Here is a 15,424-nt window from a genome sequence, read left to right as displayed (position 1 = left end):
CGCTCACCAGCGCTGCGGCGGCGGGGCCGTCAGCCGGTCCACGAGGTCCGAGAGGCGGTCCCGGAAGCGGCGGTTCCCGCGCGGCGACGGCAGGCTGTTCTCCCCGGCCGCCGCGCTCACCAGGTGCTGCACCGTGTCCAGGTCCACCCCCGACCCCTCCGCCACCGCGAGCGCCTCGTGCGCGAGCCCCCGCACCTCCGGGTCGCCCCCGTCGAGCGTCAGCACCGTCGCCCCCGCCCGCCGGGCGTCGTGCACCCGCTGGAGCAGCCCCGCCCCCGGCCGCTCCGGCGCCACCACCAGCAGCGTCGACCTCCGCCCCGCCGCCTCCAGACGCCCCGGGCCCACCGCCAGGTGCGCCGGATCGCCCGGCCGCACCCGGTGCCGCACCAGCGTCGGCGCCAGCTCCGGAAGCCCCGACCAGACGGACTCGTCGACCAGGTGCGCCGCCAGGTGCCAGGGCTCGTACTCCTCCGTGCCGACCAGGAGCAGCCCGCCCCCGCGCGGGACCACCGCGCCCCGGAGCGCCCCCGCGAACCGGCGGACCTCCCCCGGCCACTCCGTCCCGGCGAGCACTTCCCGCAGCAACGCGACCCGTACGGCATCCATGCGGACGCATCATGTACGACGCCGGGCCCCCGCGCGGCCGAACGCCGATGGATCACCCGTACGGGAAGCGGCCCGCCGGTCCGACCGGTCGGTAATGTCGGGGCCATGACTTCCTCCAGCGCACCCCAGGACCCCACCGCCAAGGCCCCCAAGGACCCGTGGGACCTCCCCGACGTCTCCGGCCTCGTCGTCGGCGTCCTCGGCGGCACCGGCGAGCAGGGCCGCGGCCTCGCCCACCGGTTCGCCCTGGCCGGCCAGAAGGTGATCATCGGCTCCCGCGCCGCCGACCGCGCCCGGGACGCGGCCGCCGAGCTCGGCCACGGCGTCGAGGGCGCCGACAACGCCGAGACCGCCCGCCGCAGCGACGTCGTGATCGTCGCCGTGCCGTGGGACGGCCACGCCAAGACGCTGGAGTCGCTGCGCGAGGAGCTGGCCGGCAAGCTCGTCGTGGACTGCGTCAACCCGCTCGGCTTCGACAAGAAGGGCGCCTACGCCCTGAAGCCCGAGGAGGGCTCCGCCGCCGAGCAGGCCGCCGCGCTCCTCCCGGACTCCCGGGTCACCGCCGCCTTCCACCACCTCTCCGCCGTCCTCCTCCAGGACACCTCGATCGAGGAGATCGACACCGACGTGATGGTCCTCGGCGAGGAGCGCGCCGACGTGGAGATCGTCCAGGCCCTCGCCGGCCGCATCCCCGGCATGCGCGGCGTCTTCGCCGGCCGGCTGCGCAACGCCCACCAGGTCGAGTCGCTCGTCGCCAACCTGATCTCGGTCAACCGCCGCTACAAGGCCCACGCGGGCCTCCGGATCACCGACGTCTGAGCACGCCCCACGGGCCGCCCGCACGGGCCGCCCGCGCCGGAGGGCGAGCCGGAGAACGGACGCTTCCGGGCATGGGGGACACTGGACGGGCACCGAAACACGCCGTACCCGGACAGGAGCCGACCCCCATGCCCCGCCTCGCCCTCTACGCCCTCGTGGTCTGCGCCCTGGCCGTCGCCGCGGCCGTCGTCGCCTTCGTCCAGGGCAGCTTCCTCGGCATCGTCTGGGTCCTCCTGGCCGGCCTCTCCTCCAACATGGCCTGGTACTACCTCCGCCGCGCCAAGGTCGAGCGGGAAGCCGCCGCCGCACAGGGCTGAGCCGGGACCGACCCCGGCTAGACCTCGCAGAACTCCGGCGTCCCCTGCCAGAACCGGAAGAGCTGCGAGCCGCAGTACCGGCTCAGCTCCGGCACCCCGAGGGACCGCATGAGCGCGTCGATCGCGTCGAAGAAGGCGCCGTTGACCGCCGGGACGAACAGCAGCGCGATCACGACGAAGAAGCCGTACGGCGCGTACGGCTCGATCTGCCGCTTCACCCTGTACGACAGCCAGGGCTCCACCACCCCGTACCCGTCGAGCCCCGGCACCGGCAGCATGTTCAGGAGCGCCGCCGTCACCTGGAGGAACGCCAGGAACGCGAGCGCGTACCGGAAGGCCGGCGGCACGCCGTCCAGCGCGTCCAGCCAGAACGGGGCCGTGCACACGAGCGCGAAGAGCACGTTCGCCAGCGGGCCCGCCGCCGAGATCAGGCTGTGCTTCCAGCGGCCCTTGATCCGCCCCTGCTCGATGAAGACCGCGCCGCCCGGCAGACCGATCCCGCCCATGATCACGAAGAGCACCGGGAGCACGATGCTCAGCACCGCGTGCGTGTACTTCAGCGGGTTCAGGGTCAGATAGCCCTTCGCGCCCACCGTGATGTCCCCGCCGTGCAGGGCCGTCCGGGCGTGCGCGTACTCGTGCAGGCAGAGCGACACCACCCACGCCGAGGTCACGAAGAGGAAGACCGCCAGACCGGGCAGGGCGGCGAAGTCCGTCCACACCGCCCAGCCGGTGACGGCCATGACGGCGAGGATCGCCAGGAAGACGGGGCTGATCCGCCGTTCGTGGCTCCGGGTGGTGGCCGTGGTCATCGCGGGGGCTCCCAGGGGACGGGGAAAGGGGGACGGGAAGGCTGGTGTGCGGGAAACGTACCGGGACCCGGCCCGGTTCCGGGGACGGGCCCGCTCCTGGGACGGGCCCGCTCCTGGGACGGTCCCTTGCTTCCGGGCCGGACGGCCGCGGGGGTCCGGAACCCGGGGTCGGGCCCGACGTCCGGTCGACCACCGGCCCGGACGGCTCCCCGCCGGGAGCGGGAGCCGGGTGCTCACGGAGAATGGGCCCGTGCGCTACTCCGTCCTCGGCCCCACCCTCGCCCACGCGCCCGACGGCACCGACGTGGCCGTCGGCGGCCCCCGGGTCCGCGCGCTGCTCACCGTCCTCGCCCTGCGGGCGGGCCGACCCGTGCCCGTACGGGACCTCGTGGACGAGGTCTGGCACGGCGACGAGCCGCCCGCCGACGCGGTCGCCGCGCTCCAGGCCCTGGTCGGGCGGCTGCGCAGGGCCGTCGGCCGGGACCGGGTGGTCTCCGGCGAGGGCGGCTACCGGCTCGACGCCGCCCGGGACGACGTCGACCTGTACCGCTTCGAACGGCTCGCCCGCGAGGGCACGGCCGCGCTGGGCGCCGGGGACGCCGGGCGGGCGGCCGTCCTGCTGGACGAGGCCCTCGGGCTCTGGCGCGGTCCCGCCCTCGCCGACCTGCCGGACCGGGCCGCCGAGGCCGCCCGCCGGGAGGCCCGCCGCCTCGACGCCCGCCGCGCCCGCCTCGACGCCGCCCTGGCCCTCGGCGACGCACCCGCCGCCCTCCCCGAGCTGACCGCCCTCTGCGAGGCCCACCCGCTGGACGAACCCCTCCAGGCCCTGCGGATCCGCGCCCTCCGCGACACGGGCCGGGCGGCCGAGGCGCTCGCCGCGTACGAGTCGGTGCGCCGCGCCCTCGCCGAACGCCTCGGCACGGACCCGTCCCCGGCCCTGCGCGCCCTCCACGCGGAACTGCTCACCGGGGAGGCGCCGGCGACGGCCACGGCGACGGCCACGGCGACGGCCACGGCGGGACCGGAGCCCGCCTCCGTCCCCGCCCCCCTCCCCGGCAACCTGCGCGCGCGGCTCACCAGCTTCGTCGGCCGCGACGAGGAGATCACCGCCCTCCAGGAGGACCTGCGGGCGGCCCGGCTCGTCACCCTGCTCGGGCCCGGCGGCGCCGGGAAGACCCGGCTCTCGCAGGAGGCCGCCGAGCGCGGCGCCGGAGCCTGGCCCGACGGCGTCTGGATCGCCGAACTCGCCCCCGTCACCGCCCCGGAGGCCGTGCCCGAGGCCGTCCTCGCGGCCGTCGGCGCCCGCGAGACCGTCCTGCGCGGCGCGGGGGCCGAGGAGCTGCGGGCCGGGAACGACCCCCTCGCCCGGCTCGTGGAGCACTGTGCCGGGCGCCGGATGCTGCTGCTCCTCGACAACTGCGAGCACGTGGTCGGTGCCGCCGCCGAGCTGGCCGAGGCCCTGCTCGCCCGCTGTCCCGAGCTGCGGATCCTGGCGACGAGCCGGGAGCCGTTGGGGGTGCCGGGGGAGGTGGTGCGGCCGTTGGGTCCGTTGCCGGTGGGGATGGCGTTGCGGTTGCTGGGGGAGCGGGGGGCGGCGGCGCGGCCGGGGTTCTCGGTGGGGGAGGACCGGGCGGCGGCGGAGGAGGTGTGCCGTCGGCTCGACGGGTTGCCGCTGGCGGTCGAGCTGGCGGCGGCGCGGTTGCGGATGCTGTCGGTGCGGCAGATCGCGGACCGGCTGGACGATCGTTTCCGGTTGTTGACGGCGGGGGCGCGGACGGTGCTGCCGCGGCAGCAGACGCTGCGGGCGGTGGTCGACTGGTCGTGGGACCTGCTCGACGGTCCGGAGCGGGTGGTGCTGCGGCGGCTGGCGGTGTTCACGGGCGGGTGTGATCTGGCGGCGGCGGAGGCGGTGTGTGCCGAGGACGGCGGGGCCGGGGAGGTGCTGGAGGTGCTGGGGGCGTTGGTGGACAAGTCGTTGGTGGTGGCGTCGCCGGGTGGGGCGGGGATGCGCTACCGGCTCCTTGAGACGGTGGCGGAGTACGCGCGGGAGCGGTTGGCGGAGGCGGGGGAGCGGGCGGGGGTGGGGCGGCGGCATCTGGCGTACTACCGGGAGCTGGCCCGGCGGACGGATCCGGAGCTGCGCGGGCCGGACCAGGTCGCCGCCATCGCCCGCTTCGGGACCGAGTACGGCAACCTCCGCACCGCCCTGCGCCGGGCCGTCGACGCCCGCGACGAGGACGAGGCGCTCGTCCTCGTCCACTGCCTGCTCTGGTACTGGCAGATGCGGGACCTGCGCACCGACGCCCTGTACTGGGCCGAGGCCGCCGCCGCGCTCGGACCCGACCCGTTCGCGCCGCCCGCCGCCCCCGTCGTCCCCCTGTACGAGCCGTGCACGGCCGCTCCGCCGCCGCTCTCCGAGGAGCAGCGCCGGGAGGCCCGGCGCGGGGTGCGGCTCGTCGAGCTGATCAACATGAGCCACGACACCGGCCGCTGGACCACCCCCGAGGGCGTGCGGCGGCTGCGCGAGATGACCGCCGGCTACGAACCCGGCCTGCCCCAGTCCTGCCGGCTGCCCGGCTCCTTCGCCGTCTTCGGGGTCCTCCTCATCGGGGAGGCCGGCCGGCTCGGCGAGCGGCTCGACACCACCGTCGACGCCTGCCGCCGCCACGGCTACGACTGGGACCTCGCCAACATCCTCCAGCTGCGCGCCAACATGCTCGCCAACCGGGGCGACCGGGCCGCCGAGGCGATCGCCGACGCCGACGAGAGCCTGGAGATCTTCGAACGGTTCGGCGACGCCTGGGGCGCGGCCGAGGCGCTCTCCTCCCGCGCGGAGGCCAGGGAACGGCTCCTCGACTTCGAGGGGGCCGCCGCGGACTTCACCGCCGCCATCGGCCACGCCGAACGGATCGGCGCCCAGGCGCAGACGCTGCTCCTGCGGGCCCGGTACGCCGGCACGCTCGTGGAGTCCGGACGGCCCGCCGAGGGCGAGGCGATCCTGCGCGAGATCCTGGCCGACGACCACGGCCTGGGCCACGAACCCCGCGTCGGCGCCCGCATGTTCCTCGGCGTGGCGCTCGGCCGCGCGGGACGCACCGACGAGGCCCGCGAGCACCTCCACGCGCTCCTCGGGGAGTTCGACTCGGACACCCTCGCCCTCTTCAAGGGCTTCACCCTCGGCGTCCTCGGCTGGTTGGACGTCCTGGACGGGCGGTACGCCTCCGGGCTCGCCCTCGCCACGGAGGCGTACGAGAGCTCCCTCGGCCCGCTGTCCATGATGATCGGCCCGCAGATGCCGGCGATGCACCTGATCATCGCCGCCTGGGCCCTGGCCGGGCTCGGCGGACCGGAGGCGCGGACCGGTGCGGTGCTGCTCGGGGCCAGGGACGGACTGCTCCCGGCGGAGCACCTGCCGCCGCCGACCGAGCGGGAACAACTGGAGCGGGCCACCGTGCTCGCCCGGTCCGTGCTCGGCGACGCGGAGTTCGGGGCGGCACGCGCCGAGGGCGACGGCCTCTCCTTGGAAGAGGCCGCCGCCCTGCTCGGTCGCGCCGCCGACGCGATCAGAGAGCGCGCCGAGTCCTGACCCCCCCTGGGGGCGTCCCGCGACTCAGGTCTTGTTGCGGAACCTGGCGACCGCGATCGGCGCCGTGACGACCGTGATCAGCACCGACCAGCCGAGGGTCATCCACACCGAGTGGGCGACCGGGCCGCCGTTGACGAGGTTGCGCGCGGCGTCGGCGAGGTTGGAGAGCGGGTTGTAGTCGGTGAAGGTCTCCAGCCAGCCGGGCATCGAGGTCGGCGGGGCGAAGATCGACGAGCCGAACTGGAGCGGCATCAGGACCAGCATCGCGACCCCCTGGACCGCCTGGCTCGTCTTCATGGTGAGGCCGAGCAGGATGAAGATCCACATCAGCGAGGCGCCGAAGACCATCGACAGGCCGATCGCGGCGAAGAGGTCGAGGACCGAGGTCTTGATCTCCAGGCCGAGCAGGAAGCCCATGCCGAGCAGGATCGCGGTGGCGATCAGCATCCGGCCGACCTCGACGACGATCTTGGCGATCAGGACGGAGGACCGGGCGATCGGCATCGTCCGGAACCGGTCCATGACCCCCTTCTTGAAGTCCTCGTTCACACCGGACCCGACGGCCATGGCGATGTTCATGCCCATCATCGCCATCAGGCCGGGCGTCACGTAGTTCACGTACGCGTCGTTGTTGCCCTTGCCGGCGATCGCGCCGCCGAAGACGTACACGAACAGCAGGATGAAGATGATCGGCATCAGGACGGCGTCGAACATCGACTCCGGATCCTGCTTGATCTGGAGGGCGTTGCGCCGGGCCAGGGCGCCGATGTGGCGCAGGTTGGCCCGCAGGCCGATCCGGCCCTCGCCGGGCAGCGCCCGCGCCGGGCCCGTGCCCCGGTCCGGGCCGCCGACGGGGGTCTTGGAGAGCGGTGTGGTCGTGGTGGCGGTGCTCATGCGGCGACCTCCTCGGGAAGCGCGTCGGACACGGTCGTCTTCTGGCCGGTGATCGCCAGGAACACCTCGTCCAGGCTGGGCAGATGGGTGCCGATGTGGGCGATGCCGAAACCGCGCGCGCCCAGCAGGGCCACGACGGCGGTCAGCTGCTCGTCGGCGAGGATCGGCACGTACAGCGCGCCCTCGTCGGGGACGACGGTCGCGCCGGCGACGCCGTCGAGACCGGTCTCGCGGAGCGCGGCGGCCATGGCGGTCAGGTCGGCCGGGTCCACCGGACGCACCTTCAGGGTGCGGCCGCCGACCCGGGCCTTGAGGTCGTCGACCTTGCCGTTGGCGATGACCTTGCCGCGGTCGATGACGGTCAGCTCGCTCGCGAGCTGCTCCGCCTCCTCCATGTACTGGGTGGTGAGCAGGACGGTGGCGCCCTCGGAGACCATCCGCTTGACCTCGTCCCAGACCTCGTTGCGGGTGCGGGGGTCGAGGCCGGTGGTCGGCTCGTCCAGGTAGAGGACGGCCGGGTTCCCGATCATCGAGGCGGCCAGGTCGAGCCGCCGGCGCATGCCGCCCGAGTAGTTCATCGCGGGCCGCTTGGCGGCCTCGGTGAGCGAGAAGCGCTCCAGGAGCTCGTCGGCGCGGGCCCGGGAGTCCTTGCGGGAGAGGTCGAGCAGCCGCCCGATCATGTAGAGGTTCTCCCAGCCGGACAGCTTCTCGTCGACCGAGGCGTACTGGCCGGTGAGGCCGATGGTGCGGCGCAGCTGCCGGGGCTGGCGCACCACGTCGTAACCGGCGACGGTGGCGGTCCCGGAGTCCGGGACGATCAGGGTGGACAGGCAGCGGACGAGGGTGGTCTTCCCGGCGCCGTTGGGGCCGAGGACCCCGAGGACCGTGCCCTCCCGGACGTCCAGGTCGACCCCGTCGAGGGCCTTCGTCTCGCCGAAGTGCTTCACGAGGCCCCGTACCTCGACGGCGTTGGTGTGTGATCGCGTCATGGACACCAGTGGACCAGGCGCCACCGACAGCGCTCCTACAGACGGCCGACAGCCCGCCGATGGGGGATGTCGGCGGGCTGTCGGAGGTGCCGCAGTGGCTTCTCGGGACCCTCTGCGAGGGGCCTTCCGGGATCAGTGGAAGGTGTGCTCCTCGGCGGGGAACGCCCCGCCGGAGACGTCCTCGGCGAAGGCGCGCGCGGCGTCGCCGAGCGTCTCGCGGAGGTTGGCGTACTGCTTGGTGAAGCGCGGCACCTTGCCGCCGGTCAGACCGGCCATGTCGGTCCAGACGAGGACCTGCGCGTCGGTCCCGGCGCCGGCGCCGATGCCGATGGTCGGGATGTGCAGCGAACGGGTGACCTCGGCGGCCAGCTCGGCCGGCACGAGCTCCAGGACGACCGCGAACGCGCCCGCGTCCTGCGCGGCCTTGGCGTCGCTGAGCAGCCGGTGGGCGGCCTCGTCGGAGCGGCCCTGCACCCGGTAGCCCATGGTGTTGACGGACTGCGGGGTCAGGCCCAGGTGGGACATGACGGGGATGCCGGCCTGGACGAGCAGCTCGGTCTGCGGCAGCGAGCGCTCGCCGCCCTCCAGCTTGATCGCGCCGACGCCGGCGTCCTTGACGAGCCGGGTGGCGTTGCGCAGGGCCTGGACGGGCCCCTCCTGGTACGAGCCGAAGGGCAGGTCGCCGACGACGAGGGCCCGCCTGGTGCCCCGTACGACGGCGGCGGAGAGCAGGGTCATCTCGTCCATCGTGACGGGCACGGTGGTGTCGTAGCCGAGGTGGCAGTTGCCCATCGAGTCGCCGACGAGGATCACCGGGATGCCGGCCTCGTCGAAGACGGAGGCGGTCATCGCGTCGTAGGCGGTGAGCATGGGCCACTTCTCGCCGCGGGCCTTGGCGGCGGCGATGTCGTGGACGGTGATGCGGCGGGTGCCCTTCCCCCCGTAGAGCGACTTGTCGCCGTCGCCGCCGGAGGCGGGCGGCTTCTGGGCAGCCTGAAGCGTCATGGTGCACGGCTCCTTGTCGTCATCTCGAGGCGCCCTCACGGCGTCCCCGGACCACATCCATGGTGGCACTTCGGCGGGCGGACGGGAAAGTGGGCCGGAGTGGCGCTGTTCACACCGCCGCAATGTGTGAAACCGGCGCGGCACCGCTCCGGGGTCCGGCCCGCGCCGCTCCGGAGCCCCGCCCGGCGGGTCCCCGGCCCCGCCCCGGACCGTCGCGAATATGAGCGTTCTGTCACAGCCGTCCCACTTCGGCACTTCCCGAGGAACCCGCCACGCGTGCGGTGTCGTCCCTGGGGGAGTACGGCCGTCCCCTCATCGCCTAGTGTCGACGTCGGGCCACGGCAGCAGGCACGACGGTACGGCGGCAAGGCAGTGAGGGCAGCGATGACGCGGGTGGACACGACGGGGACCGAGTACGGCGGCGCGAACGGCGAGCGTCCCCGTTCCCGGTTCCGGGCCGCCCTCGACCGGCTCCGCAGAGACCGGGGGGTCTGGCGCCGGGGCGTCCTGATCGCCCTGACCGCCGTGGCGCTCACCCTCGTGATGGTCTTCCACGCCGACATCCCCAACCGGATCGGCAACCTGGGCAGCCTCACGGAGACCTTCCTGCCCTGGTTCGGCCTCTTCGTGCCGCTCCTGCTCGTCCTCGCGCTGCTGCGCCGGTCCGCCACCGCGCTGATCGCCCTGCTGCTTCCGGCCGTGGTGTGGCTCAACCTCTTCGGCGGGCTCGTCGCCGACAAGTCCGCCCCCGGCGGCGACCTGTCCGTCGCCACCCACAACGTGAACGCCGAGAACCCCGACCCCGAGGGCGCGGCCCGGCAGCTCGCCGCCTCCGGCGTCGACGTGCTCGCCCTGGAGGAGCTCAAGGGCGACATGGTCCCGGTCTACGAGGAGGGCCTCGCCGAGGCCTACCCGTACCACTCCGTCCAGGGCACGGTGGGCCTCTGGAGCAAGCTGCCGCTGCGGGACGCGCGGCCCGTCGACATCCACATGGGCTGGACCCGGGCCATGCGCGCCTCCGTCGTGACCCCGAAGGGCGAGGTGGCCGTGTACGTCGCCCATCTGCCCTCCGTGCGGGTCCGGATGAACGCCGGCTTCACCGCCAACCAGCGCGACAACAGCGCCGACGCGCTCGGCGAGGCCATCTCCCGGGACCGGCACGAGCGGATCGTCCTCCTCGGCGACCTCAACGGCACCATGAACGACCGCGCCCTCAACGCCGTCACCTCGCAGCTCCGCTCCACCCAGGGCGCGGCCGGCGACGGCTTCGGCTTCAGCTGGCCGGCCTCGTTCCCGATGGCCCGCATCGACCAGATCATGGTCAAGGGCGTCGAGCCCGTCTCCTCCTGGGCGCTGCCCGCCACGAGGAGCGACCACCTCCCGATCGCCGCCCGCGTGACGTTCTGAACCGGTTCCCGCACCGGCCCCGCGCCGAAACGTCCCCTTCATCCTCCGGAAGCCACCGGGAACACGTCGTCTGCGACAATTTGTTCAGACGAAGAACTAATTCGGGGGGCAGCCCCCGGCCCCGTCCCCGGAAGGCCCTCCCCCTCATGCCCCTGGCGTTGTTCGCCCTGGCCGTCTCCGCCTTCGGCATCGGCACCACCGAATTCGTGATGATGGGGCTCCTGCCCCAGGTCGCAGAGGACCTCGGCACCTCCGTCCCCACCGCCGGACACCTCGTCTCGGCGTACGCGATCGGGGTCGTCGTCGGCGCCCCGCTGCTCACCGCCCTCGGCTCCCGCATCCCGCGCAAGCGGATGCTCCTGCTGCTCATGGCGCTCTTCACGGTCGGCAACCTCGCCTCCGCGCTCGCCCCCGGCTTCGGCTGGCTCGTCGCGGGCCGGGTCCTCGCCGGCCTCCCGCACGGCGCTTTCTTCGGCCTCGGCGCGGTCGTCGCCGCCCGTCTCGTCCGCGAGGGACGGCAGGCGCGGGCGGTGGCCACCATGTTCCTCGGCCTCACCGTCGCCAACATCCTCGGCGTACCGGCCGCGACCCTCCTCGGCCAGCACCTCGGCTGGCGGGCCACCTTCCTCGTGGTCTCCGCGATCGGCCTGCTCGCCATGGCCGCGCTCGCCCGCCTGGTCCCGCCGATCCCCGCCGACGGGCACCAGGGCCTGGGCCGCGAGGTGCGCGCCCTCGGCCGCCCGCAGGTGCTGCTCGGCCTGCTCACCGCCGTCTTCGGCTTCGCGGGCGTCTTCGCCGTCTACTCGTACCTCGCCTCGATGACCACCGAGGTGATGGGCTTCGGCGACTCCACCGTCACGCTCGTCCTCGCCCTCTTCGGCCTCGGGATGACCGGCGGCGCGCTCGCCGCCGGACCGCTGACCGACCGGGCGCTGCGCCCCACCCTGTACGGCTCGCTCGCCGCCCTCGTCCTCGCCCTGGTCGCCTTCCGCTTCACCGTCCACGTGCCCTGGCTGGCCCTGGTCACGGTCGTCGTCCTCGGCGCGGTCGGCTTCATGACCACCACTCCGCTCCAGATGCTGGTCATGAACAAGGCCAAGGACGCCCCGACGCTCGCCTCCGCCTCCAACCACTCGGCCTTCAACCTCGCCAACGCGGGCGGCGCCTGGGCGGGCGGCGCGGCCGTCGCCGCCGGCTGGGGCTGGACCTCCCCGGCCCTGGTCGGCGCGGGCCTCACCGCCGTCGGCCTGGCGGTCGCGGTGGTGGCGGGCCTGCTCGACCGCCGCACGCCGGAGGGGGCCTCCCGCGTGGTCGCGGGAAGCCCCCTCAAGGACGCCGGAAAGGACACCGGGAAGCACACCGGAGAGGACGCCGGAGAGGACGCCGGGGCCGGGGTCAGCCGGCCGGGGACTCCCGCCAGCGGTTCGTGATCGGCAGGCGCCGGTCCTTGCCGAAGCCCTTCGCCGAGATCTTGGTGCCCGGCGGGTACTGGCGCCGCTTGTACTCCGCCGCGTCCACCATCCGCAGCGTCCGCGTCACCAGCTCCTCGTCGTACCCGGCGGCCACGATCTCGTCCCGGCCCAGGTCCCGGTCCACGTACAGGGCGAGGACGCCGTCCAGCACCTCGTAGTCCGGCAGCGAGTCCGTGTCGACCTGCCCCGGCCGCAGCTCGGCGCTGGGCGGCTTGGAGATCGAGTTCTCCGGGATCGGCGGGGTCTGGCCGCGCTCCTCGGCCGCCCGGTTCCGCCAGCGCGCCAGCCGGAAGACGTCCGACTTGTACACGTCCTTGATGGGCCCGAACGCGCCCACCGCGTCCCCGTACAGCGTCGAGTAGCCCACCGCCAGCTCGGACTTGTTGCCCGGCGCGAGCACCAGGTGCCCCTCCTGGTTGGAGAGCGCCATCAGGGCCGTGCCGCGCAGCCGGGCCTGGAGGTTCTCCTCCGCGAGCCCGGTGAGGCCGAGCGCCCCCATGTACGCGTCGAACATCGGCTCGATCGACACCGTGCGGTAGTTGAGGCCGGTCCTGCGGGCCAGCTCGGCCGCGTCGCCGCGCGAGTGCGCGGAGGAGTACTTCGACGGCATCGACACCCCGTACACGTTCTCCGCGCCGAGCGCGTCGCAGGCGATCGACGCGACGAGCGAGGAGTCGATGCCGCCGGACAGGCCGACCAGGACCGAACGGAAACCGTTCTTCGCGAGGTAGGCGCGCAGGCCGATGACGAGCGCCGAGTACACCTCCTCGTCGTCGTCGAGCCGGTGCGCGTAACCGCCCGTCAGCTCCGGCTCGTACGCGGGCAGCGGCTTCTCGGAGAGCGTCACCCGGTCGATCCGCAGCCCGTCCTCCCCGGTCGGCCCCTCCGGCGCGTCCGGGTCGTACGCGGGAAGGTCCAGGTCCAGGATCACGCTGCCCTCGACGAACTGCGGGGCCCGCGCCACCACTTCGCCCGCCGCGTCCACGACGATCGAGTCGCCGTCGAAGACCAGCTCGTCCTGGCCGCCGGTCGTCGCCAGGTACGCCGTGACGCACCCGGCCTCCCGGGCCCGCGCCCGGACCAGTTCGAGGCGCGTGTCGTCCTTGTTCCGCTCGTACGGCGAGGCGTTCACCGACAGGAGCAGTCCGGCCCGCGCGGCGCGCGCCGCCGGGACCCGGCCGCCGTCCTGCCAGAGGTCCTCGCAGATCGCCAGGGCCACGTCGACGCCGTGGACCCGGACGACGGGCAGCGTGTCGCCCCGGACGAAGTAGCGGTACTCGTCGAAGACGCCGTAGTTGGGCAGGTGGTGCTTGGCGAACCGCAGCGCCGGCTCCCCGCCGTACAGGACGGCGGCGGCGTTCTCCGGCGACCCGGCCGGCCGGCCGAGCCGGGGCTCCGCCCGCTCCGAGCGGTCCAGGTAGCCGACGACCACCGGCACCTCCCCGAACCCCTCCTCGGCGAGGCGCCGGGCGAGCCCGCGCAGGGCCGTCCGGGACGCCTCCACGAAGGAGGAGCGCAGCGCGAGGTCCTCGACGGGGTATCCGGTCAGCGCCATCTCGGGGAACGCGACGAGATGCGCGCCCTGCCCGACGGCGTGCCGGGTCCAGTGCACGATCGCCTCCGCGTTCCCGGCGATGTCTCCGACGGTCGAGTCGATCTGATTCAGGGCGAGGCGTAGTTGAGGCACCCGCCCAGTGTAATCGTCAGACCGACGCTATGTCCTGGGATACGGGTCGGGGATTCCGGGTCCCAGGGCCGGGCGTCCGCCCGGAAGGCGCCCGTGCGGAGTCGTCCGTTCGTGGAGGCGTCCGTGCGGAGCCGCCCGTTCGTGGAGCCGCCCGTGCGGAGCCGCCCGCGAGGCCGGGGCCCGCCACCGGGAACCCCGGGGCCCGTCCCGGCGTTCGAACCGGTATGTCCAGGAGTGTCGCGCGCACGGCCGCAGCCCTGTTGGCCCTCGGTGCGTTCGCGTACACCGCCTGGGTCCTCGAAGTCGTCGTCCGCACCGGCCTCGACCCGGTCCGGACGTACGTCTCCGAACTGGCCGCCGCCGACCAGCCCCTCGGCGGCCTCTTCCGCGCCACCGACTTCGCGGCGGGCCTCCTGGTCCTGGCGGGGGCGCTGACGGGCCTGGCGGGGGCGTGGCGGGCGCGCGGAGGGTCCGGCGGGCCGCCGGACCCGGGCAGCCGCGCGGGCCGCGACCCCTGGGCCGTCGGCGGATGGATCGCGCTCGCCGTCTTCGGGGCCGCCACCGTCGCCGACTCCCGGCTGCCGCTGAGCTGCACCCCGACCGCCGACCCCGTGTGCGCGGCGCGCGAGACCGCCGGGCTCGTCCCCGCCACCCACGCGGCCCACGCCGTCAGTTCGAGCCTGGCGATGACGGGCGCGCTCGCCGCCCTGGTCGCCCTGACCGTCGCCGCCCGCCGCCACGACCGCCTGCTGCCCCTCGCCCGCACCGGACCGGTCCTGGTCGTCCTGGAGCTCGCCGCCACCGCCTGGACCCTCGCCGCCGTCGCCGCCTTCGAGGCCGGGAAGGGCGTCTGGGCGCTCGGCGCGGGCCAGCGGCTCCAGGTCCTCCTGGTGGCCGTGTGGCTCGCCGTCCTCGCACACTCCCTCGCGCGCTCCCCGGCCGGGGACGGACGGAGGGAGCGGCGGTGACCTTCGTACGGATCGGGGGCGTGCCCCACCACGTGGTGACCGAGGGCTCCGGACCCGTCTGCGTCCTGAGCGCCGGCCTCGGCATGAGCTGGTTCGACTGGGACCCGGTCGTCCCGCACCTCGCCCCGTACCGCACGCTCGTCCGCTTCGACCGTCCCGGCCACGGCCTCTCCGCCCCGGCGGCGGCCCCGCCGACGGCGGCGGGCGAGGCGGACCGGATCGCGGCGGTCCTCGACGCGCTCGGCCACCGCGGACCGGCCGTCGTCGTCGGGCACTCGATCGCCGGGTTCCACGCGGAGGCCTTCGCCCGGCTGCACCCGGACCGGGCCGCCGGCCTCGTCCTCGTCGACTCCTCGGTGGAGGAGGACCCGCGGCCGTCCCGTACCACCGCGCCCGCCCGCGCCCTCGGCGCCGTCCTCTGCGCCGCCGGACTCCCGGCGGCGCTCGGCCCGGCGGTCCGGGACCTCGCGGTCCGGGCGGGGACCGTACGGAGAGGCGCCCCGCACCCCGGCCCCGCCCCCGTCCGTACCGACCCCGCCCTCGTCCGCCGCGTCTACCGCACCTCGCGCGTGCTGCGCGGCACCCTCCTGGAGAACGCCCGCTACGGAGCCGTCGCCGCCGAACTCCTCGCCCTGCGGGACGAGCACCCGCTCCCGCCCGGCCTCCCCGTCACCGTCCTCGCCGCCCCCGACGGCTCCGCCCGCTGGGAGCGGCGGCAGCGCGCCCTCGCCCGGCGGCTCGGCGCCCGCTACGAGGCGGCCGAGCCGTCGGGCCACCTGGTCATGAGGGACCGCCCGGACGCGGTGGCCCGGGCGGTCCTGGATCTCCGGAGCGGTCAGGAGGACGCGTAGACGTCCATGGG

At 74.6% G+C, this 15,424-nt stretch carries 13 protein-coding genes; 7 read left to right on the top strand and 6 right to left on the bottom strand.

The window, feature by feature from the left end; translation table 11 throughout:
- Nucleotides 1-3: 3 nt before the first annotated feature.
- On the bottom strand, nucleotides 4-606 hold the full coding sequence (locus ACWGSR_RS19915; RefSeq protein ID WP_376235938.1) for a hypothetical protein: 603 nt from the start codon (nucleotides 604-606) through the stop codon (nucleotides 4-6).
- 105 nt (nucleotides 607-711) lie between these two features.
- Here ACWGSR_RS19915 and npdG point away from each other — a divergent pair, with 105 nt between their 5' ends.
- Nucleotides 712-1,425, top strand: coding sequence for an NADPH-dependent F420 reductase (gene npdG / locus ACWGSR_RS19910; RefSeq protein WP_376235936.1), 714 nt, complete (start codon nucleotides 712-714; stop codon nucleotides 1,423-1,425).
- 71 nt (nucleotides 1,426-1,496) lie between these two features.
- Complete coding sequence (locus ACWGSR_RS19905; RefSeq protein ID WP_376235934.1) at nucleotides 1,497-1,742, top strand: hypothetical protein; 246 nt, start codon at nucleotides 1,497-1,499, stop codon at nucleotides 1,740-1,742.
- 17 nt (nucleotides 1,743-1,759) lie between these two features.
- Here the strand turns inward: ACWGSR_RS19905 and ACWGSR_RS19900 are convergent, their stop codons facing one another.
- Complete coding sequence (locus tag ACWGSR_RS19900) at nucleotides 1,760-2,554, bottom strand: site-2 protease family protein (RefSeq protein ID WP_383323402.1); 795 nt, start codon at nucleotides 2,552-2,554, stop codon at nucleotides 1,760-1,762.
- Nucleotides 2,555-2,804: 250 nt separating this feature from the next.
- Here ACWGSR_RS19900 and ACWGSR_RS19895 point away from each other — a divergent pair, with 250 nt between their 5' ends.
- Nucleotides 2,805-6,140 carry a BTAD domain-containing putative transcriptional regulator gene (locus ACWGSR_RS19895; protein WP_453567831.1) on the top strand — a complete coding sequence of 1,112 codons (3,336 nt, stop codon included), beginning with the start codon at nucleotides 2,805-2,807 and terminating at the stop codon, nucleotides 6,138-6,140.
- A 24-nt stretch (nucleotides 6,141-6,164) separates the two neighbouring features.
- Here ACWGSR_RS19895 and ACWGSR_RS19890 read toward each other — a convergent pair whose 3' ends face one another.
- The 3 genes from ACWGSR_RS19890 to panB form a co-directional block, all read right to left on the bottom strand.
- Entirely contained in the window at nucleotides 6,165-7,034 is an 870-nt protein-coding gene (locus ACWGSR_RS19890) for an ABC transporter permease (RefSeq protein WP_376235927.1), read from the bottom strand.
- Nucleotides 7,031-8,023, bottom strand: a complete 993-nt coding sequence (locus ACWGSR_RS19885) for an ATP-binding cassette domain-containing protein (RefSeq protein WP_376235924.1) — start codon at nucleotides 8,021-8,023, stop codon at nucleotides 7,031-7,033. Before ACWGSR_RS19885 ends, ACWGSR_RS19890 begins: the two co-directional genes overlap by 4 nt.
- 132 nt (nucleotides 8,024-8,155) lie before the next feature.
- Nucleotides 8,156-9,028 carry a 3-methyl-2-oxobutanoate hydroxymethyltransferase gene (gene panB, locus ACWGSR_RS19880; protein ID WP_376235922.1) on the bottom strand — a complete coding sequence of 291 codons (873 nt, stop codon included), beginning with the start codon at nucleotides 9,026-9,028 and terminating at the stop codon, nucleotides 8,156-8,158.
- Nucleotides 9,029-9,412: 384 nt separating this feature from the next.
- On the opposite strand from panB, the gene ACWGSR_RS19875 reads away from it, so the two are divergent.
- Entirely contained in the window at nucleotides 9,413-10,435 is a 1,023-nt protein-coding gene (locus ACWGSR_RS19875) for an endonuclease/exonuclease/phosphatase family protein (RefSeq protein ID WP_453567828.1), read from the top strand.
- Nucleotides 10,436-10,581: 146 nt separating this feature from the next.
- Nucleotides 10,582-11,865, top strand: a complete 1,284-nt coding sequence (locus ACWGSR_RS19870) for an MFS transporter (RefSeq protein WP_453567826.1) — start codon at nucleotides 10,582-10,584, stop codon at nucleotides 11,863-11,865.
- On the opposite strand, the gene ACWGSR_RS19865 is transcribed toward ACWGSR_RS19870, so the two are convergent.
- Nucleotides 11,831-13,594: an NAD+ synthase gene (locus tag ACWGSR_RS19865; protein WP_453567824.1), complete on the bottom strand. Its 1,764-nt coding sequence runs from the start codon at nucleotides 13,592-13,594 to the stop codon at nucleotides 11,831-11,833. The two genes, ACWGSR_RS19870 and ACWGSR_RS19865, sit on opposite strands and share 35 nt — an antisense overlap.
- A gap of 224 nt (nucleotides 13,595-13,818) precedes the next feature.
- Between ACWGSR_RS19865 and ACWGSR_RS19860 the strand changes: the two genes are divergently transcribed.
- Nucleotides 13,819-14,562: a DUF998 domain-containing protein gene (locus ACWGSR_RS19860; RefSeq protein ID WP_453567822.1), complete on the top strand. Its 744-nt coding sequence runs from the start codon at nucleotides 13,819-13,821 to the stop codon at nucleotides 14,560-14,562.
- Entirely contained in the window at nucleotides 14,559-15,413 is an 855-nt protein-coding gene (locus tag ACWGSR_RS19855) for an alpha/beta fold hydrolase (protein ID WP_453567819.1), read from the top strand. Before ACWGSR_RS19860 ends, ACWGSR_RS19855 begins: the two co-directional genes overlap by 4 nt.
- The last annotated feature ends 11 nt before the right edge of the window (nucleotides 15,414-15,424 follow it).

The sequence above is a fragment of the Streptomyces sp. NPDC055632 genome, from assembly GCF_053618675.1.
This window is presented reverse-complemented; position numbering and strand designations above follow the sequence as displayed.